This is a genomic window from Amycolatopsis sp. lyj-109 (assembly GCF_046548995.1).
Classification (GTDB): Bacteria; Actinomycetota; Actinomycetes; order Mycobacteriales; family Pseudonocardiaceae; genus Amycolatopsis.
Window position 1 is genome coordinate 110,249 of the sequence record NZ_JAJPWR010000011.1, and the last position, 18,829, is coordinate 129,077.

General features: G+C 71.5%; 20 protein-coding genes and 1 riboswitch. Of the genes, 9 read left to right on the top strand and 11 right to left on the bottom strand.

The window, feature by feature from the left end; all coding sequences use genetic code 11:
* Positions 1 to 2: 2 nt before the first annotated feature.
* Together ACLJQF_RS24980 and ACLJQF_RS24985 are read right to left on the bottom strand one after the other, a co-directional pair.
* Positions 3 to 377: a nuclear transport factor 2 family protein gene (locus tag ACLJQF_RS24980; RefSeq protein ID WP_410612039.1), complete on the bottom strand. Its 375-nt coding sequence runs from the start codon at positions 375 to 377 to the stop codon at positions 3 to 5.
* Positions 378 to 407: 30 nt separating this feature from the next.
* Positions 408 to 917 carry a MarR family winged helix-turn-helix transcriptional regulator gene (locus ACLJQF_RS24985; RefSeq protein WP_410612041.1) on the bottom strand — a complete coding sequence of 170 codons (510 nt, stop codon included), beginning with the start codon at positions 915 to 917 and terminating at the stop codon, positions 408 to 410.
* Positions 918 to 993: 76 nt separating this feature from the next.
* Here ACLJQF_RS24985 and ACLJQF_RS24990 point away from each other — a divergent pair, with 76 nt between their 5' ends.
* The 5 genes from ACLJQF_RS24990 to ACLJQF_RS25010 are packed head-to-tail and all read left to right on the top strand — an operon-like array spanning position 994 to position 5,500.
* Positions 994 to 2,796, top strand: a complete 1,803-nt coding sequence (locus tag ACLJQF_RS24990) for a family 20 glycosylhydrolase (protein ID WP_410612043.1) — start codon at positions 994 to 996, stop codon at positions 2,794 to 2,796.
* A 60-nt stretch (positions 2,797 to 2,856) separates the two neighbouring features.
* Complete coding sequence (locus ACLJQF_RS24995) at positions 2,857 to 4,101, top strand: pentapeptide repeat-containing protein (protein WP_410612045.1); 1,245 nt, start codon at positions 2,857 to 2,859, stop codon at positions 4,099 to 4,101.
* 24 nt (positions 4,102 to 4,125) lie between these two features.
* On the top strand, positions 4,126 to 4,407 hold the full coding sequence (locus ACLJQF_RS25000) for a hypothetical protein (RefSeq protein WP_410612047.1): 282 nt from the start codon (positions 4,126 to 4,128) through the stop codon (positions 4,405 to 4,407).
* 41 nt (positions 4,408 to 4,448) lie between these two features.
* The gene (locus ACLJQF_RS25005) at positions 4,449 to 4,895 is read left to right on the top strand and encodes a pyridoxamine 5'-phosphate oxidase family protein (RefSeq protein WP_410612048.1); all 447 of its coding nucleotides are present in this window, start codon (positions 4,449 to 4,451) and stop codon (positions 4,893 to 4,895) included.
* Positions 4,896 to 4,921: 26 nt separating this feature from the next.
* The gene (locus ACLJQF_RS25010; RefSeq protein ID WP_410612050.1) at positions 4,922 to 5,500 is read left to right on the top strand and encodes a hypothetical protein; all 579 of its coding nucleotides are present in this window, start codon (positions 4,922 to 4,924) and stop codon (positions 5,498 to 5,500) included.
* Positions 5,501 to 5,512: 12 nt separating this feature from the next.
* On the opposite strand, the gene ACLJQF_RS25015 is transcribed toward ACLJQF_RS25010, so the two are convergent.
* Positions 5,513 to 6,082, bottom strand: coding sequence for a Uma2 family endonuclease (locus ACLJQF_RS25015; protein ID WP_410612052.1), 570 nt, complete (start codon positions 6,080 to 6,082; stop codon positions 5,513 to 5,515).
* A 134-nt stretch (positions 6,083 to 6,216) separates the two neighbouring features.
* Positions 6,217 to 8,067, bottom strand: a complete 1,851-nt coding sequence (gene lepA / locus ACLJQF_RS25020) for a translation elongation factor 4 (protein ID WP_410612054.1) — start codon at positions 8,065 to 8,067, stop codon at positions 6,217 to 6,219.
* 115 nt (positions 8,068 to 8,182) lie between these two features.
* On the opposite strand from lepA, the gene ACLJQF_RS25025 reads away from it, so the two are divergent.
* Positions 8,183 to 8,803, top strand: coding sequence for a class I SAM-dependent methyltransferase (locus ACLJQF_RS25025; RefSeq protein WP_410612056.1), 621 nt, complete (start codon positions 8,183 to 8,185; stop codon positions 8,801 to 8,803).
* Here ACLJQF_RS25025 and ACLJQF_RS25030 read toward each other — a convergent pair.
* The gene (locus ACLJQF_RS25030) at positions 8,800 to 9,174 is read right to left on the bottom strand and encodes a VOC family protein (protein WP_410612058.1); all 375 of its coding nucleotides are present in this window, start codon (positions 9,172 to 9,174) and stop codon (positions 8,800 to 8,802) included. The two genes, ACLJQF_RS25025 and ACLJQF_RS25030, sit on opposite strands and share 4 nt — an antisense overlap.
* A 23-nt stretch (positions 9,175 to 9,197) precedes the next feature.
* The gene (locus ACLJQF_RS25035; protein WP_410612060.1) at positions 9,198 to 10,061 is read right to left on the bottom strand and encodes an EamA family transporter; all 864 of its coding nucleotides are present in this window, start codon (positions 10,059 to 10,061) and stop codon (positions 9,198 to 9,200) included.
* A 357-nt stretch (positions 10,062 to 10,418) separates the two neighbouring features.
* Here ACLJQF_RS25035 and rpsT point away from each other — a divergent pair, with 357 nt between their 5' ends.
* Entirely contained in the window at positions 10,419 to 10,679 is a 261-nt protein-coding gene (rpsT, locus tag ACLJQF_RS25040; protein WP_410612062.1) for a 30S ribosomal protein S20, read from the top strand.
* Between the two features lie 117 nt (positions 10,680 to 10,796).
* Here rpsT and holA read toward each other — a convergent pair whose 3' ends face one another.
* Entirely contained in the window at positions 10,797 to 11,777 is a 981-nt protein-coding gene (gene holA, locus ACLJQF_RS25045) for a DNA polymerase III subunit delta (RefSeq protein ID WP_410612064.1), read from the bottom strand.
* Positions 11,778 to 11,925: 148 nt separating this feature from the next.
* Positions 11,926 to 12,059, top strand: a riboswitch (SAM riboswitch).
* Between the two features lie 12 nt (positions 12,060 to 12,071).
* Here holA and thrC point away from each other — a divergent pair.
* On the top strand, positions 12,072 to 13,337 hold the full coding sequence (thrC, locus tag ACLJQF_RS25050) for a threonine synthase (RefSeq protein ID WP_410612066.1): 1,266 nt from the start codon (positions 12,072 to 12,074) through the stop codon (positions 13,335 to 13,337).
* 244 nt (positions 13,338 to 13,581) lie between these two features.
* On the top strand, positions 13,582 to 14,001 hold the full coding sequence (locus tag ACLJQF_RS25055) for a DUF4231 domain-containing protein (RefSeq protein ID WP_410612068.1): 420 nt from the start codon (positions 13,582 to 13,584) through the stop codon (positions 13,999 to 14,001).
* Between the two features lie 9 nt (positions 14,002 to 14,010).
* Here ACLJQF_RS25055 and ACLJQF_RS25060 read toward each other — a convergent pair whose 3' ends face one another.
* The 4 genes from ACLJQF_RS25060 to octT form a co-directional block, all read right to left on the bottom strand.
* On the bottom strand, positions 14,011 to 16,383 hold the full coding sequence (locus tag ACLJQF_RS25060; RefSeq protein WP_410612070.1) for a ComEC/Rec2 family competence protein: 2,373 nt from the start codon (positions 16,381 to 16,383) through the stop codon (positions 14,011 to 14,013).
* Positions 16,380 to 17,114: a helix-hairpin-helix domain-containing protein gene (locus ACLJQF_RS25065; protein ID WP_410612072.1), complete on the bottom strand. Its 735-nt coding sequence runs from the start codon at positions 17,112 to 17,114 to the stop codon at positions 16,380 to 16,382. The genes ACLJQF_RS25060 and ACLJQF_RS25065 overlap by 4 nt, the downstream gene beginning before the upstream one ends.
* A gap of 111 nt (positions 17,115 to 17,225) precedes the next feature.
* A complete protein-coding gene (locus ACLJQF_RS25070) occupies positions 17,226 to 18,095 on the bottom strand; it encodes a DegV family protein (RefSeq protein ID WP_410612073.1) in 870 nt (289 codons plus the stop codon).
* Between the two features lie 4 nt (positions 18,096 to 18,099).
* Entirely contained in the window at positions 18,100 to 18,828 is a 729-nt protein-coding gene (gene octT / locus ACLJQF_RS25075) for a diglucosylglycerate octanoyltransferase (protein ID WP_410612075.1), read from the bottom strand.
* Position 18,829: the final 1 nt, after the last annotated feature.

The window sequence follows — 18,829 nt, forward strand, 5'->3', positions numbered from 1 at the left end:
CTTCAGGCGGGCAGCACCATCGTGTAGAGCTTCTTGATCACCCCGTCCGCGACGAGGGCGACGTCGATCCCCCGCACGACCGGCGGCGCGCCTTCCGGACCGAGCTGCCAGGCGAGGTGGCCCAGGTCGTGGTTGGCGAGCACCGGGCCCGCGGGCGCGAACACAAAGCCCGGGGACTGCTCCAGCAGGCCCTTCGCCTTGGCGTTCAGGCCGTCGTGCCCGGTCACGAGCCCATCGGGATCGGCGAACTCGACGTCGGCCGCGTAGGTCGCCGCGATCGCCTTCGCCCGCCGCTCGTCGTCACGTTCGTTGAAGACGTCGAGCAGGTTCGCCCGCATCAGTTCCGCCACCGTCGCCATCGCGTCCTCCTCAGTCACGACCATAATAGGTGACATGTCACGCAACTGTCAGGGGTGGTCTTCCGGCCTCGGCAGGGTGCCGTGCTCGACCAGCGTGTCGTAGACCCGGTCGAGCAAGGTCGTCAGCTGCACCAGCTCAGCGGACTCGAGGACGCCCAGGAACGTCTGCCGCACGAACGCGACGTGGTCCGGTGCCGCTTGCCGCAACGACGCCCAGCCTGCCTCGGAGAGCACCACCTCGGTGCCCCGGCGATCCTCGGCAGCCGTCCCGGTCTCGACCAGTCCGCGGTCCCGCATGCGCTTCAGGTGGTGCGACAGCCTGCTGCGCTCCCAGCCGATGCGGATCGCGAGGTCGGTGACCCGCATCCGGCCGCCGGACGCGCTCGTCAGGGCGACCAGCACGTGGTAGTCGGCGAGTGAGATCCCGCTGTCGGCGCGCAGCTGCCGGTTCAGCTCGTACTCGAGCCGGAGGTGCACCTTCATGTAGGCGTACCAGGCGGCCGTCTCGGCGCTCGAGAGCAGCGCGAACGGCGAGCCCGGCGCGAAGTCCCGAGTCACGGACCGAGCCTAACCACCCAGTTTGGTCTAGACCATCCGCGGCGGAAATGCGACGATCCGGGCAGGTGCGACGGCGATGTCGCCCCCTTCTGCCTGGAGGTCCCCGGTGAAGACTCCGTTCGCGCGGCGGCTCGGCCGCGCCCTCGCCGTGCTGGCCCTGATCGGCGCCAGTACGACGGCCGCACAGCTCACGCCGGCCACGGCGGCCACCCCGGCGTTGCAGTCGATCGTGCCGGTGCCGGTCTCGGTGACCCCGGCGGCCGGCGTCACGTTCCCGCTGGTCTCGACCACGAAGATCGTCACCGAGGCCGGGTCCGCGCCGGCCCGGCAGGCCGGCGACTACCTGGCCGGCGTGCTGCGGCCCTCGACCGGCTTCGCGCTGCCGGTGTCCGACGCGCCAGCATCCGTGCCGTCGGACAGCATCGCGCTGCTGCTCAGCGGCGCACCGGCATCCGTCGGAACGCAGGGCTACCAGCTGGTGTCGACGGCGTCGTCGGTCACCGTGCGGGCCACCACCGCGGACGGGCTCTTCGCGGGCATCCAGACGTTGCGGCAGCTGCTGCCGGGCCGCGTGGAGAGCCCGACGGCTCAGCAGGGCACATGGAACGTCCCGGGTGCGACGATCGTGGACTACCCGCGTTTCGGCTACCGCGGCGCAATGCTCGACGTCGCCCGCCACTTCCACCCGGTGTCGACGGTCAAGCGGTACCTCGACCAGCTGGCCCAGTACAAGATCAACAATCTCCACCTGCACCTGGCGGACGACCAGGGCTGGCGCATCCAGATCGACAGCTGGCCCCGCCTGACGACCTACGGTGGCAGCACCCAGGTCGGCGGCGGCGCGGGCGGCTACTACACGAAGGCGCAGTACACCGACATCGTGAACTACGCGGCTTCGCGCCACATCACGATCATCCCGGAGATCGACATGCCGGGGCACGTGAACGCGGCCCTGGCGTCGTACGCGGAGCTGAACTGCAACGGGGTGGCCCCGGCCCTGCGCACGGACACGGCGGTCGGCTACAGCTCGTTGTGCATCGCGAAGGACATCACCTACACGTTCGTGGCGGACGTCCTGCGCGAACTGGCGGCCCTGACCCCGGGCCCGTACCTGCACATCGGCGGCGACGAAGCTTCGGCGACGTCGCAGGCGGACTACCTGACGTTCATGAACAAGGTCCTCCCCTTGGTCGCGGCAACGGGCAAGTCGGTGGTGGGCTGGCACGACATCGCGAAGGCTTCCCTGCCGGCTTCGGCCAGTCCGCAGTTCTGGGGGACGACGACGTCGGACTCGGGTGTCTCGACGGCGGTTTCCCGCGGCAGCAAGGTGATCCTGTCGCCGGCGAACAAGGCGTACCTGGACATGAAGTACAACAGCTCGACGCCCATCGGCTTGTCGTGGGCGGGCTACATCGAGGTCCAGGACGCGTACAACTGGAACCCGGGAGCGTACCTGTCGGGCGTGGGCGAGCCGGCGGTCCGCGGCGTGGAATCGCCGCTGTGGACGGAAACCGTGGTGACGCCGTCGAACATCGACTACCTGGCCTTCCCCCGCTTGGCGGCGCACGCGGAGCTGGGCTGGTCACCGTGGTCGACGCACGACTGGACGGCTTTCCGGACGCGATTGGGCGCCCAGGCACCGCGCTGGGTGGCGCAGGGGATCACCTTCTACCGGTCCTCGCAGGTCGCGTGGGACACGGGCGGAACGACGAACCCGGGCACGTGCACGGACCCGGCGTGGACCGCACCGCAGGTGTACACAGGCGGGAACGTGGTGTCCCACAACGGTCACAAGTGGACGGCGAAGTGGTGGACGCAGGGAGAGGAACCGGGGACAACGGGCCAGTGGGGAGTCTGGACCGACAACGGCGCCTGCTGAAGTAGCGCCGGGCCCACCCGCGCGGTGGGCCCGGCTCCTCGGGCGTGGCACAGTCGACGGGTGAGCAGAACGCCCGCACGACCGGACGGCCAGGACCCGGAACAGTTCGAGCCGGCGAGACGTCGCGCCGAGCGCCTCGGCAGGGTGCTCACCACTCGTGCCATCGTGCTCGCCGGGCTGATCGTCGTCGTTGTCGCGGTCGGGACGCTCTGGCTGCTGCTGGCGTTGTTCGGCGCCGGCACGCCGGCGGACCAGGCGCAGCTGGACGTTTTCCGCGCGACCGGGAACGTGGTGCTCGGCGCGGGTGGAGCGGTGGCGCTGGTGCTGGCCGCGCGACGCCAGCGCCTGGGTGAGCTCGAACTCCGCAGGAAGGAACAGGAGCTCGCCCAGCGGGACCACGCCCAGCGGCACGTCGAGCAGGTGGCTTCGGACACTGCCGCGCACCAGCAGCGGCTGGCCGAGGACGCCCGGGTCGACGCGGCGGAACGGCGCATCACCGAGCTCTACACCAAGGCAGCGGACCAGCTGGGATCCGAGAAGACACCGATCCGGCTGGCCGGCCTCTACGCGCTGGAGCGGCTGGCCCAGAACACGCCGGACCAGCGGCAGACGATCGTCAACCTCCTCTGCGCCTACCTCCGGCTGCCGTACACGCTGCCCACCGGGACCCGGCTGCCACCCTGGTCGTCGCTGCGCGCCCCCGGTCCGGAGCAGGACGCGACGGACTCGCAGCAGCCCGACACCGACGATCGAACGAGCGACCAGGAACTCGAGGTGCGCGGAACGGCCCAGCGCATCCTGGCCGACCACCTCTTCCCCGGCGACTCCCCCGGCGTGACGCGCCCGGAGTTCTGGCCCGGCATCACCCTCAACCTGACGGGCGCCGTACTGTGCCACTTCGACTTCCGGGGCTGCCGGATCGGCAACGTCCGGTTCGGCGGAGCGCGGTTCGCCGGCTGGACCCGCTTCGAGGACGTCGAGTTCACCGGCTACGCCATCTTCGGCGGCAGCGAGTTCGACCGGTCCGCGAACTTCAAACGCGCCCGCTTCCACGGCTCCGCGCTGTTCCGGGGAGCGATCTTCCGCAACGGCGCGCTGTTCGACGAAGCCGTGTTCCGGGACGAGGCGTTGTTCGGCGGAGTGCGCATGATCGACGGCGTACCCCACGAGGACGGCGCCGTGTTCGGCGGTGCCGTCTCCTTCGCCGCCGCGACCTTCGAGCGGGACGTCGTCCTCGAGCAAGTCCGGGTGGAGGACGACGCTGCCGAGCACGTCTGGCCGCCGGGCGGAACGACCCCGGCCTGACCGGTGCCGCACTACTCTGCGGTCATGCCGTGTCCGGTCTGCGCCAAGCACCAGGGTGCCGGGCCGTGGGTGGGCCCGGTGGCCTGGATTGCCGCTCGCGCCCTGCGGGCCGAACTGGAACCGGAGTCCGTGCACTCCGCCATCGCCGGGCGGGGACTGGCGCGGGCTCACTTCCACCAGCACGTCTTCGTGCGGCACCGGGGCACGCCCGCCGAGCTCGGGTGGATGGATGTCGACTGGCCGGGGGCGCCTCGGGCGGACATCGGCCTCCTGTGCGCACGGTTATCGGCGTACTTCGCGCCGTGAAGACGGGGCGCGCTGCCGGTCCGGCGGGCTAGGTTGGGGCCATGAGCGCTGATCTGGAGCAGGTTCGCACGCTGTCGCTGCAGGAGCACGGCCTCGCCACGGTCGCCACGACGCGCGCCGACGGCACCGTGCACTCCTCCGTCGTCAACGTCGGTGTCATCGACGATCCGGTGACCGGCGCCCCGGGTGTCGCGTACGTCGCCGTCGGGAAGGCGCACAAGCTTCTCCTACTGCGGCGGGCCGGGCACGCCACCGTCACCTTCCGGCGCGGCTGGAACTGGCTCTCCGTCACCGGCGCCACCCACCTCATCGGGCCCGACGACCCCGATCCCGCCTTCGACCCCGCGGGCCTGCCGCAGCTGCTGCGCGACGTCTTCATCGCCGCCACCGGGACTCACGACGACTGGGTCGAGTACGACCGCGTCATGGCCGAAGAGCGGCGGGTCGCGGTGTTCATCCGGGCAGACCGGATAATCGGCAATCCCTGACCCCTCCGGCCCCAGGAGTCGTCCCCTTGTCCGAGTCTCCGCCCCGCGTCAGCACGCCGGTCAAGGTCCTCGTCGGCTTGCTCCTCGTCACCGACGCCGGGTTCGGCGTGGCGCTCGCCACCGGGCTGGTGCGCGGCCTCTCGCCGTGGCTGATCGGCGGCGCCTACGCCGCGACCGTGCTCGCCGCTGTCGCGGCCTACCGCTTGTCCCGCGCCCGCGACCTCAAGCGCGGCTTCGAGGGCCTGCGCGACCTCACCATCGGCGACGAGGGCCTCCGCCTGCCCGCGGGAACCCTCAGCACGCGCCTGGTCCCCTGGCCGGAGATCGCGGAGGTGACCGTCCGGCGTTCGGCCCGCTTCGGCGACGGCTACCTGCGTGACGCCCTCTGGGTCGACCTGGTCACCGGCGGAGGCGTCGAGAGTTCCGTGCAGCGCTACGCGCCGCGAAGCAAGCTCGAACCGGCGCCACCCCAGCGGAGGCAGTTCGAGCAGACGGCGATCCTCCCCCCGGCCCTGTTCGACGCGATGCTCGACCGGCTCCGGAAGGAACTGCGTCACCGGCAGCTGGACGCCCAGCTCCGCGGCACCCACTTCCGGCCGGACTGACCGGCGCTGCGCTCAGCCGAGCCGGCCCAGCAGCTCCCGTGGCACGATCCGCACCGGGAAGGGCCGCTCGAGCTCGAGGACTTCGTCGCCCGCCGCCTTGGCCACCTGCTGGTAGCAGCCGTCCGCGTCCAGCTCGAACACCGTCAGCGTGGGGTCGACCGGATCGATCACCCAGTAGCTGCCGGTCCCGAGCCGCTCGTACACCGCCTTCTTGAGGTTCAGGTCGTAGATCGCCGTGCTGGGCGACAGCACCTCGACGGCCAGCACCGGCGGCGCGGGGAGATCCTTCTCGGTGAAGTCCTCGTCCCGGCCGACCAGGACGTCCGGCTGGAGTTCGATCTTGTCACCGTGGTGTACCGCGAACGGCGCCCCGACGACTTCGAACTCAAGCGGGCAAGCATCCTCCAGCACGCCGTAGAGGCGGTAGGCGATCTTCTGGTGCCGGAATCCGGGCGCCGGGGTCACCAGCAGCGTCCCGTCGACGAGTTCGTATCTTCGCCCGTCATCCGGCATCTCCTCGAGATCGCGCACCGTCATGGGGCCCGACCCGGTCGGATACTGGAAGTCCGTCATGAGAGTCATGGTGCCCTCCTTTCGCTCTTCGCACCAGAGGAAAGCAGACGGCACCGACAGAATCCGCATCGAACATCGGTTCGGCGCCGGTGTTCACTCGGAAGTGTGAATACCGGCGCCAGTGTCACTTCAGTGCGACACCCCTACTTCTTGTTCTTGCCAGAGTCCTCAGTGGACAGTGCGGCGACGAAGGCTTCCTGCGGGACCTCGACCCGGCCGACGGTCTTCATCCGCTTCTTGCCTTCCTTCTGCTTCTCCAGCAGCTTGCGCTTACGCGAAATGTCACCGCCGTAACACTTGGCGAGAACGTCCTTGCGGATCGCGCGGATGGTTTCGCGGGCGATGATCCGGGCACCGATGGCGGCCTGGATAGGCACCTCGAAATTCTGCCGCGGGATCAGCTCGCGAAGCCGGTTCACCATGCGGTTGCCGTAATTGTAGGCGTCTTCCTTGTGCACGATCGCGGAGAACGCGTCCACGCCTTCGCCCTGCAGGAGGATGTCCACCTTGACCAGGTCCGCCGCCTGCGTGCCGGCCTCTTCGTAGTCCAGGGACGCATACCCGCGCGTACGCGACTTCAGCGTGTCGAAGAAATCGAAGATGATCTCGCCCAGCGGCATGTTGTACCGCAGTTCGACCCGGTCCTCGGACAGGTAGTCCATCCCGAGCAGCTGGCCGCGCTTGTTCTGGCACAGCTCCATGATCGTGCCGATGAATTCCGACGGCGCCAGGATGCTGACCTTGCTGACCGGCTCCAGCACCTTGTCGATCTTGCTGCCGGTCGGCCAGTCCGACGGGTTGGTGACGTGGATTTCCTTGCCGTCGTCCAGCACCACGTCGTAGACCACGTTCGGCGCGGTGGAGATCAGGTCGAGGCCGAACTCGCGCTCGAGCCGGTCGCGGGTGATCTCCAGGTGCAGCAGGCCGAGGAAGCCGCAGCGGAAGCCGAAGCCCAGCGCCACCGACGTCTCCGGCTCGTAGTCCAGGGCGGCGTCGTTGAGCTGGAGCTTGTCCAGCGCCTCGCGCAGCTCGGGGTAGTCGGAGCCGTCCACCGGGTACAGGCCCGAGTAGACCATCGGCTTCGGCTCGCGGTAGCCCGCCAGCGCCTCCTTGGCGCCGTGCCGCTCCGACGTCACCGTGTCGCCGACCTTCGACTGGCGGACGTCCTTCACGCCGGTGATCAGGTAGCCGACCTCACCGACGCCGAGCCCCTTGCTGGGCTTGGGCTCCGGCGAGATGATCCCGACCTCGAGGAGCTCGTGAGTGGCACCGGTGGACATCATCTTGATCTTTTCGCGCGGCGTGATCTTGCCGTCGACGACGCGGATGTAGGTGACGACGCCGCGGTAGGTGTCGTAGACCGAGTCGAAGATCATCGCGCGGGCGGGGGCGTCGGCGTCGCCCACCGGCGCCGGGACCGACTTCACGACCTCGTCGAGCAGCGCGCCGACGCCCATGCCGGTCTTGGCCGAGACCCGCAGCACGTCGTCGGGCTCGCAGCCGATGATGTGGGCCAGCTCACCCGCGTACTTGTCGGGGTCGGCCGAGGGCAGGTCGATCTTGTTCAGCACCGGGATGATCTGGAGGTTGTTCTCCAAGGCCAGGTAGAGGTTGGCCAGCGTCTGGGCCTCGATCCCCTGCGCCGCGTCGACCAGCAGGACGGCGCCCTCGCACGCCTCCAGGGCCCGGGAAACCTCGTAGGTGAAGTCCACGTGGCCGGGCGTGTCGATCATGTGCAGGACGTGGTCCTGCCCGTCGACCTTCCAGGGCAGCCGGACGTTCTGCGCCTTGATCGTGATGCCGCGCTCGCGCTCGATGTCCATCCGGTCGAGGTACTGAGCGCGCATGGCCCGCTCTTCCACGACGCCGGTGAGCTGCAGCATGCGGTCGGCCAGGGTGGACTTGCCGTGGTCGATGTGCGCGATGATGCAGAAGTTCCGGATGAGCTCCGGAGGCGTGAAGGTGGTGTCGGCGAACTTGTTGAGCGCTGTCACTCGAATGAGTCCTCGGAAAGTCGGGGATGGCCACCTCTATCTTCCCATGGCCCTCCGGGTGCGGGTGGGGGTCATCCCCGATGCGGGGTTTCGCGATCCGTGGTGCCCTCGAAGTATGAGTACTCCGCACCAGCCGGCACCCCCTCCCCAGTCGGAGACCAGCGGGTTCGCCCGCGTCCTCGACCGGACGTTCGGTCACCCCTCCGGCGCGCTCGGCCGCCTCGGCGGCTGGGTGATGGCCCGCGGCAACGCCGCGACGGAACACCGCGTCGTCGACCTCGCGAAGATCGAGCCGGACGAGACCGTCCTGATCGTCGGGCCCGGCCCCGGCGTCGGCCTGGAAGCCGCCGCCCGCCTGGCCGGGCGCGCCGTCGGCGTCGACCCGTCCCCCGAGATGCTCACGCTGTGTCAGGAGCGCTGCGGCGACCGGGCCGAGCTCCGCGAGGGGTCGGCGGCGCACACCGGTGAGCCCGACGGGTCCGTCGACGTGGTCCTGAGCGTGAACAACGTCATGCTGTGGGAAGACCGTGCGGCGGGGTTCGCCGAGCTGTTCCGGGTGCTGCGCCCCGGCGGCCGGCTGCTGCTGTCCGCGCACGAGAAGTGGCTGCCCGTGAGCAGGCACGTCCTCGCCGACGAAGCCGCCGCCGCGGGCTTCGCCGACCTGCAGACCTGGACCTGGGAACCGCCGGGCTTCGCCGCCCTCGCCGCGCAGCTGCGCGCCGTCAAGCCCGCCTAGCGGGTGTCCGTGCGGATCGGGTGGCCCTCGGGCACCTCGACCAGCACGATGCGCGTGCCGTCCGGATCGGCGATCCAGGCCTCGTCGAGGCCCCACGGCATCCGCCGGGCGTCCTGCACCGGCTCCAGGCCCTTCGCCTTGAGGTCGGCCAGGGTGCCGGCGAGGTCCCGGACCTGCAGCCAGAGCACCAGATCGGGCGACGAGCCCGCCTCCCCCGCGCCGGAGACCTCCAGGGAGCCGTGGCCGAGGAAGAACACGGTGCCACCGGGGAATTCCCGCTCCACGGCCAGGCCGAGGGTGTCGCGGTAGAACGCCGTGGACGCGGCGGCGTCACGCGGGCGGATCAGCAGCCGGCTCTTCAGGATCTCCATCCGACCATCCCTACCGGACGGGCTCAGGCGGCCGCAATCGCCGCGATGCCCGACAGCACGATCAGCGACCCGGCCAGCCGCCGCACGGCGTCCCGCTCGCCCAGGACCAGCCACGCGGCGAGACCGCCGAGCACGATGCTCAGCTCCCGGGCGGGCGCCACGAGGCTGACCGGCGCCATGGTGAGGGCGAACAGCACGAGGATGTAGGCGATCGGCGACAGGACCGCGACGAGGACGACCTCGCGGCGCTGCTCGCGCCAGATCCGCGTCACCTCGGCGCGATCGGCCAGCGCGCCGGGCACGAGCAGCACGCTCTGCAGGACCGAGCCGAGGCCGAAGTAGACGACCGGCGGCACGCCGAGGCCGGTCACCGAATGCGCGTCCCAGAGCGTGTACCCGGCGATGACGGCCCCGGTCAGCAGGCCGTAGCGGATCCCGGCTTTCACCGCCCGGGGGTCGCCGGCCTTGCGGCCGGTGCCGATCACCAGCACCCCGGCGACGACCAGGAACGCGCCGAGCAGGCCGAGCGGGCCCGGCCGCTCGCCGAGCACCAGGACGGCGGCCAGCACCGACAGCAGCGGCCCGGTGCCGCGCGCGACGGGGTAGACGACGGAGAGGTCGCCGACGCGGTACCCGCGCTGCAGCACGACGCCGTAGGCGATGTGCAGGAAGGCCGTGACCACGGCGGCGAGCAGCCAGCTCCACTGTGGACGGTAGTTCTCGACGACGAGCAGCACGATCGTGACCGGAAGCATCAAGACGGCGCCGACGGTGCAGTAGAGCCAGACGAACTGGGTGCCACCGGAGGAGATCCGCTTGGCCGCCAGGTTCCACCCGGCGTGCACGACAGCGGCAACGAGGACGAGGGACAAGGCGGTGGTGTTCACGGGACCCCTTCGGGTTTTCGCGCGCGCGAAAACCGGGTCCTCCAGGCTTTTGCCCCGTCAGATGAACGACCGGCCGTCCAGGCCCGCCGATGGTGCCGCTCGGACCAGACCCGCCGGCCCTGGTTGTGGTGGACAGTGTGGTGCGGACCGCGTGTGGTGCGGACCGCTCGGACCGGCGACGGAACCCTAGGCACTGACGTCACCCACGGTACTCCCGGCGCCGGGCGCCGGCGGCCCGGCTGTTAGAGTTGTCGCTCGCTGCCCGTGCGGCATTCCGTCATGGAGGAAACCGGCTCATTCGAGCGGGGCCACTTCAGCGCGGCGGCGAATCTCACCGAGTGAAACAGGAGTTGCCCTATGGCCAACATCAAGTCGCAGATCAAGCGCATCACGACGAACGAGAAGGCGCGTCTGCGCAACCAGGCGATCCGGTCCTCGGTGAAGACCGCGATCCGCAAGGTCCGCGAAGCCGCCGAGGCCGGCGACAAGGCCAAGGCCGCCGAGCTCCAGCGCGACGCCGCCCAGAAGCTCGACAAGGCCGTCTCGAAGGGCGTCATCCACGCCAACCAGGCCGCCAACAAGAAGTCCGCGCTGGCCAAGCGCGTCAACGCGCTCTGAGCTGGTTGATTTCTGGGAAGGCCCCGGCTTCGGCCGGGGCCTTCTTCATGTCCGGACGCGGCTCGAGAGCCGGCACGCCCCGGCGCGCTGTCCGATGGTCGGCGCCGCCCGCAGCAATCAGCGGTCGCCCTTCGCCGCGGCCACCTCGAGGACCGCTCGTTCCAGCGCGTAGCCCGGGTCCGCCGCCGCGCCCTTGACCTCGGCGTTCAGCCGCGCGACCACCCGCATCGCCGTCGCCAGGCCGTCCGGGTTCCAGCCGCGGGACTGGCCCTGCGCCTTGCGGATCTTCCACGGCGGCATGCCGAGCTCGCCCGCCAGCTGGTTCGGGTTGCCCCGGCCGGCGCCGGAGACGCGAGCGATCGTGCGGACCGCGTCAGCCAGCGCGTCGGCGACGAGGACGTGCGGGACGCCCAGCTGCATCGCCCAGCGCAGCGACTCCAGGGCCGCCGAACGGTCGCCGCCGACCGCCTTCTCCGCGACCGCGAAGCCCGTCACATCGGCCCGGCCGCGGTGGTAGCGGCGGACCGCGTCGGCATCGACGGCGCCACCCGTGTCCGCGACCAGCTGCGTCGCCGCCGAGGAGAGTTCCCGCAGGTCGGAGCCCACGGCGTCGAGGAGAGCGGCGACCCCGGCCGGGTCGATCTTGCCGCCCACCCGGCGCACCTCGTGCCGCACGAACTGCTCCCGCTCGGCCGGTTTGGTCAGCTTCGGGCACTCGGTGACGACGGCGCCGGCCTTTTTCAGCCCAGCCGGGAGCGACTTGCCCGCCTTGCTGCGGCCGCCGCCGGTGTGCACGACGACGAGCACGACCCCGTCCGCCGGGTCCTTCAGGTAGGCCGCGACGGCATCGGACAGCTCCTGCGAGATGTCCTGCGCCGACTCGAGGACGATCACCCGGCCTTCGCTGAACAGCGACGGGCTGACCAGTTCGGCCAGCTCAGGGGCTGTGAGATCGGACACCCGGACGCGGGTCAGCTCCGCGGTCGGGTCCATCGCGCGGGCGGCGGCGAGCGTCTCGCGGACGGCCCGCTCGATCAGCAGTTCTTCCTCCCCCAGCACCAGCTGCAGCGGGGCCGGGGCGGTGGCTTGCGCGGTCACCCGGGAATCCTCTCACTTGCGCTCCCGTGCCTCCGCTCCGGTGATGTCGGGCGGCCACCGTGGCACGGTCCGAGCGCGATGTCGTACGGTGTAGCCGAGGCAGCCCGCCCCGGAAATTCCGGCGTGCGTGGCACCGACAACTGAATACCGCTCATCCAGAGGGGCAGAGGGAACGGCCCGACGAAGCCCCGGCAACCGGCGTACAGCCTGTCATCCCGCGATCGCGGGATAGCTGACGACCACGGTGCCAATTCCGGCCCGCTTCGGCGGGGCAGATGAGGAAGGAACCTCGCGATGACCGCCACCCTCGGAACGACCTCCACCACGAAGACCCCGGATCTCGGTCCCGCCGTCGAACTGGTGTCGAAGGAAGAGGGCCACCGGCAGCCGCTCGCTCCGGAGTTCGTCTCCGCCGAAGACTTCTCGCCGCTCGAGGTCGCCTACGACTTCGGCCGCGTCCGGCGCGAGGACATCGAGGCCGGCCCCAAGAACATCTGGCGCTACAAGAAGCTCCTTCCCGTTCCGTCCAACGTCGAAGAGATCCCGAACACCGAGCCGGGCGCGACGCGGCTGGTCCGCGCCGACCGTCTCGCCAAGGAACTCGGCCTCAAACGCGTGTGGGTCAAGGACGACACCGGCAACCCGACGCACTCGTTCAAGGACCGCGTCGTCGCCGTCGCGCTGGCCGCGGCCCGCGAGTTCGGGTTCGAGGTGCTCGCGTGTCCGTCGACCGGCAACCTGGCCAACGCGACGGCCGCCGCCGCGGCCCGCGCCGGCTGGCGGTCGGTCGTGCTGATCCCCAAGACCCTCGAGCGCGCCAAGATCCTCACCACCGCGGTGTACGACGGTGACCTCATCGCCATCGACGGCAACTACGACGACGTCAACCGTCTTGCCACCGAGCTCGCCGGTGAGCACCCGAAGTGGGCGTTCGTCAACGTGAACGTCCGGCCGTACTACTCGGAGGGCTCGAAGACGCTGGCCTTCGAGGTCGCCGAGCAGCTCGGCTGGCGCATCCCGCCGCAGATCGTCGTCCCGATCGCCTCCGGTTCGCAGCTGACCAAAGTGGACAAGGGTTTCCGCGAGCTGGGCCAGCTCGGTCTCGTGGACGCCAGCCCGTACAAGGTGTTCGGCGCGCAGGCCACCGGCTGCTCGCCGGTGTCGGCCGCGTTCCGCGAAGGCCACGACGTGGTCCAGCCGGTGAAGCCGGACACGATCGCCCGCTCGCTGGCGATCGGCAACCCGGCCGACGGCCCGTACGTGCTCGACATCGTCAACCGCACCGGCGGCGCGATCGAGGATGTCTCCGACGAAGAGGTCGTCGAAGGCATCCGCCTGCTGGCCCGCACCGAGGGCATCTTCACCGAGACGGCGGGCGGGGTCACCGTCGCCACGGCGAAGAAGCTGGTCGAAACGGGCAAGCTGGACCCGGACGCCGAGACGGTGTTGCTCATCACCGGCGACGGCCTCAAGACCCTCGACGCGATCGAGAACCACGTGGGCCCCAAGGCCACCCTGCCGCCCTCGGCCGCGGCCGTGAACAAGGCTCTCGGCTACTGAGCTCCGGCCGGGGCGGGCACCTCTTGGCCCGCCCCGGCACTCAGCGGCGAGGCGGCGACGCGGGCCGCGCGGCTCGCCTTTGACGGCAACACCTCCTTCCGGACTATCGGGCCGCTAGGGTCGACACCCGCCAGGGCGTTGACTCGATCGCGGGGGGTTCGGGATGAAGTGGGCTGCGGACACGTCCGGAGATCTCGGCAAGCATTGGATGGTCACGGCCGAGCGCGACGGCCAAGCCTTGCCGGTGACGGTCGTCGCGAGGTGGCGGTGGTACAAGAAGGGGTCTCGGCGAGACCGCATCAGATACGCCGCCGTGGAAGTCGCCGCTCTCACCGGTTCGGCCGCGATTCCGGTGGCCGCAGCCGCCCACCTCGACTCGGTCATCATCGCCGCGATAGGCGCCTTCGTGCTGATCGCCACCGGTGTCCGGACCACCTTCGGCCTGCACGAGAACTGGGTGGAGCACAGCCAGGTCGGCTACGCGATCGAGCGTGAAGCCGCATTGTTCCTCCAGTCGTCACCGCCTTACGAAGGCGCGGACGCCGTCCAGGTGCTGGTCGCCCGCGTCGAGACTCTTGCCGAAGAGGGCGGCCAGCAATGGGCTCGACGTCGGATGACCGTCGAGCGCAGCCGCCTGACCCACGAGAACGCCCAGAAGAATTGACGGTCCGCCTCACCGGCGAGGTGGACCGCGCGGCTCGCCGCGGCGGGCGATCGCCGTTCCGGTGACCACCGCGGTGTCGCCGTCCACGTCGGTGCGGGTGACTCGCGCGCCGAGGGCCGTCAGGGTGTCTATTGTGGACTTGCTGGGGTGACCGTAGCTGTTTCCCGCCCCCACGCTGACCAATGCCACCCGCGGGGCCACCGCCGCGAGGAACGCCGGCAGCGAGTAGCGGCTGCCATGATGGGGCACCTTCAACACCTCCGCCTTCAGATCTCCGATGTCGGCCAGCAGGTCCGCCTGCGCGGCCAGTTCGACGTCGCCGGTCAGCAGGACGCGGCCCGCCGTGGTCTCCGCTCGTAGCACCACCGAGCTGTTGTTGATCGTCGTGCCGTCCGGTGGCCCGTCCGTGCGGGCCGGCACGTAGCGCGGGCCCAGGACGTCGAGCGCCAGGCCGGGCCAGTCCAGCCGTTCGCCCGGGTTCAGTTCCACCAGCGCCACCGCCCGCCGGGCCGCCTCGGCGGCGACCTGGCGCCACGCCCACCCCGGCGACCGCCCCGGGCCGACGGCGATCGCGCCGACCGCGCGGCCGTCGAAGACCGAGGAGAGACCGCCGATGTGGTCGGCGTGCAGGTGGCTCAGGATCAGCAGCGGGATCCGGTCGACCGCCAGCCGGTGCAGGCACTCGTCGACCGGCCCCGGTTCGGGTCCGGCGTCGACGACGACCGCGCGTCCCGGCTCGGCGGTCGCCAGTACGACCGCGTCGCCCTGGCCGACGTCGCACTCGACCATCGCCCAGTTCCGCGGCGGCCACGCCGGTGCCAGCACCCGGACCGGCACGAACACCAGCAGCGCGCCGGCGACGAGCACCGCCAGCAGCACCCGCACCCGCCGGTGCCGGACCGCGAACACCAGCACCACGAGGACCGCGGCTGCCAGGAGACCACCCACCCAGCCACCGGGCCAAGCGATGACCGCACCCGGGGCTCGCGCGCCGTGCCGGGCCACCGTGATCAGCCACCGGGCCTCCGGGTCGGCCAAGTGCACCAGGACCTTCCCGGCGCCCGGCCACCACGGGCCGGTGACCGTCGCCAGCACGCCGAGCACCGTCGCCGGGGCCACCACGGGTGCGGCAAGGACGTTGGTCAGCACCGAGACCAGGCTCACCGAACCCGCCATCCCCGCGAGTACCGGCGCCGTCACCAGGAAGGCCGCCAGCGGGATCGCGAGCCCCTCCGCGAATCCCGGCGGGATCCCGCGGCGGACCAGAGCGTCGGCCCAGCGGGGCGCGAGCAGGACCAGCCCACCGGTGGCGCACACCGACAGCGCGAAGCCGAAGTCCGTGGCCATCGCCGGATCCGCCACCACCAGCAAGCACACCGCGAAGGCCAGCGCGGGCAGCGCCGAACCGCGGCGTCCCAGCGCCAGGGCCAGGAGCGCCACGGCCGCCATGACGCCCGCGCGCAGGACGCTCGCCTCCGGGCCGACCAGGACGAGGAACCCGGCCAGGCACGTCCCGGCCGCCGCGGCCGACAGCCGGGGACCGAGCCGGAGCAGGCGCAACAGGAGCAGCACCGCCCCGCAGACGACTGCGAGATTGCCCCCGCTGACCGCCGTGAGGTGCGCGAGGCCCGCGGAGACGAACTCCTGCTCGACGCGCGGGGACAACGCGCTCGTATCGCCCAGCACCAGGCCCGGGAGGAGACCCGCGGGTTCCTCCGGCAGGACCTGGCACAGGTCGTGGAGACCGGAGCGCAGCCCGGCCGCCGCCCGCTGCCACCACGGTGACGGACCGGGCTCCCCCGGTGGACCGCGTACCGACAGCACCGCCACGGTCAGGTCCGAGCCGCGCGGCGGCATCAGCAGGCCCGCCGCGGTCACCTCTTGGCCGGGCAGGAGGGACGACCACCGCTCGACCGGAGCCAGCAGCAGGACGCGGCCGGACGAGGTGACCGGCCGTCCGTCGACCGATGCCGTGCGCACGTCGGCCGCCAACACGACCGACCGGGCGCCGGCCTGCTGATCGGCGTACCCCGCGCTGCGTACGGGTTTCGGGCGCTCGGCAACATTGACCCGCAACGACGCCGGCAGGCCTTCTGCCGCGGAGGCGCGAAGCTCGTCGCGCTGCGCGTCGCGGATCCGCCAGGCGACCGGACCTGCGGCGAGCAGGCCCAGCACCAGCAGGGCCGCCGCCGCGTCGCGCGCCCGGGGATGGTCGCGGGCTCGCCACAGCACGAGCGCGGCGAGGACCGCCGAGGCGAGGCCGGTGGCGACGGCCGTCCACCAGCCGTGCAGCAAGCCGGCCAGCGCCGCAAACCAGCACGCCGCTGCTGCCGGGACCAGCCGCATGTCCTGCCTGGTATCGGGCACGGGAAAGGTGCTCATCCGGCCGTCACCTGCTCGCGCAATTTCTGGAACTTGCTTTCGCCGATGCCTTCGACATCCCGCAGCTGCTCCACCTTCGTGAAGCCGCCGTGGTCCGTGCGCCACTGGACGATGCGCTTGGCCATCACCTCGCCGACTCCCGGCAGCGTGTCCAGCTGGGCCGCCGAAGCCGTGTTGAGGTCGACCTTTCCGCCGGCCGCCGGGGATCCGGGCTCCGGTGGTGGTGCCGCCGGCGCCGGGATGCCGACCGCCAGCTGCTCACCGTCCGCCACCTTGCGGGCCAGGTTCAGTGCGCCCACGTCCGCTCCCGGCTCGGGGCCGCCTGCCGCGCGCAGCACGTCCGCCACGCGGGCGCCCTGGGGCACCGTGACCAGACCCGGCGACCGGACGCGGCCGATCACGCTGATCACCAGGCCCGGCTGGGGCGCCGCGCGCGCCTCCGCCACCCGTTTTTCGCTGGGCAGCGCGGTGGGAAGCGCGGGCGGCGGCTCGGGCGGCGGGCCGCCGCCCACCAGCGCGACCGCGCCGAGGACGATCGCCACCACCGCGGCGAGGACGCCGGCCAGTGCCCACCGGCGGCGGCCGGTACCGGCCGGTCCGCCCGGCAGCCAGCGCCGGATCAGCCGGCCGCCCGGGCCGACCGTGCTCGCATCGGGCGAGAGCTGGTCGGCCAGCCAGGAGAGCCGGTCGTTGAGGGGAGGGCCCGGATCCCGGGCGGGCTGCTCGAACACACGATCGACGTTAGGGCCCGCGGGGAGGGTCCGACAGGGGTGACGTCACGTCCTGTGGACAACCGGGGTGTTGTGGATGGATTGCCGGTACCGAGCCCGGGAGCCGGTGTTTCAGTCGTGCCCGGGTGCGGTGCGCGGGACCGCCCGCTGGACGACCACACCCAGTACCCCGGGACCCGTGTGCGCCCCGATCACCGCCCCCAGCTCGGAAACCACGCAGCCCGCCGAGCGCGGCACGGCCACTTCGAGCCGGTTCGCGAGCTCGACGGCCCGTTCCGGCGACGCGAGGTGGTGGACCGCGAGCTCGACGTCGTCCTCGGCCGCCGCCTGGGCCGCGAGCTCGACCAGGCGCGCGATCGCCCGGTTCATCGTGCGGACCTTCTCCAGCGGCAGGATCCGGCCGTCGGACATGTGCAGCACCGGCTTCACCGCCAGCGCCGTGCCGAGCAACGCCGCCGCCGGGCCGATCCGGCCGCCGCGGCGCAGGTGGTCCAGGGTCTCCACGACGAAGAACGTCGACGAGCAGCCGGCCGCCGTCACCGCGGCGGCTTCGACGGCGGCCGCCGGAACCCCGGCGGAGGCGGCCGAAGCGGCGCGCAGCGCGGCGAACCCGAGCCCCATCGCGGTGGTCCGCGAGTCGACGACGCGGACCCGGTCCGGCCCCACCTCCTGCGCCGCGAGCACCGCCGCTTCCCAGGTGCCCGACAGCTCGCGCGACAGGTGCACGGACACGATCGCGTCCGCGCCGTCGGCGAAGGCCGCCTGGTACTCCTTCACGAATTCGGTGGGGGTCGGCCGCGACGTCGTGACGATCTTCCGCTGCTTCATCGCCTCCGCGACCGCCGCCGGGCCGGTCTCGACGCCGTCGAGGGAAACCACGCCGTCGACCAGGACGTGCAGGGGCACCACCCGGACCGCGTGCCGTTCGGCGAAGCCCTCCGGCAGGTGGGCGGTGGAATCCGTGACTACGGCGACCGACACGCCGTCAGCCTACGTGGCCGGGGGCGGGCACCGGCGCCATCAACACGGACATCGCCTCGCCCACCGCGGCGTGGCCCGCCCAGCCCCAGTGCATGCCGTCCGGGTTGCCCGCACCGCTGAGCACGTGCTCCCCCACGACGGCTTCGAGGTCCAGCAACGGCACGTCCGCTCGGGAACTCCAAGCCGCCATCGCCGCCGCCGCGGCCGGGCGCGCGGTGTGCACGCCGCCGTAGGCCGCGGCACGGTGGACCGACGGCAGCCAGCCGAAGATCGGCAGCTCGGGCCGCAGGACGCGCAGCGCGCCCACGGCGGTGTCGAGGTACTGCACGGTGAGCTTGGCCGGCAGCACCGACGGGCGGCCGCGCAGGGCCACCGCCAGCCGCGGTTGCGCCGCGAGATAAGCCTTGCGCACCACGCGCCGCACCGGGTCGGGCCGCAGGTACCGCAGTCCGGTGCGCAGGTAGGTCGGCAACGGCGAGGGCAGCGTGTCCATGCTGCCGATCGCGAACACGACCGCGTCGACGTGGTGCAGGTCGGCCCAGACACGCGGGTCGCCGGTCAGCGACCACCAGGCGTCCCGGGCGTTCCAGCCGATCCCGGCGACCAGGTCGGCGGTGCCCCCGAGGGCGGCGGCCGCGACATTGGGCCACAGCCGCGGCTCGTCGGCGGCACAAGGTCCTTCGGGACCGTGAAAGCTCAGCGAATCGCCGAACACCAGCAGGCGCGGCCCCATC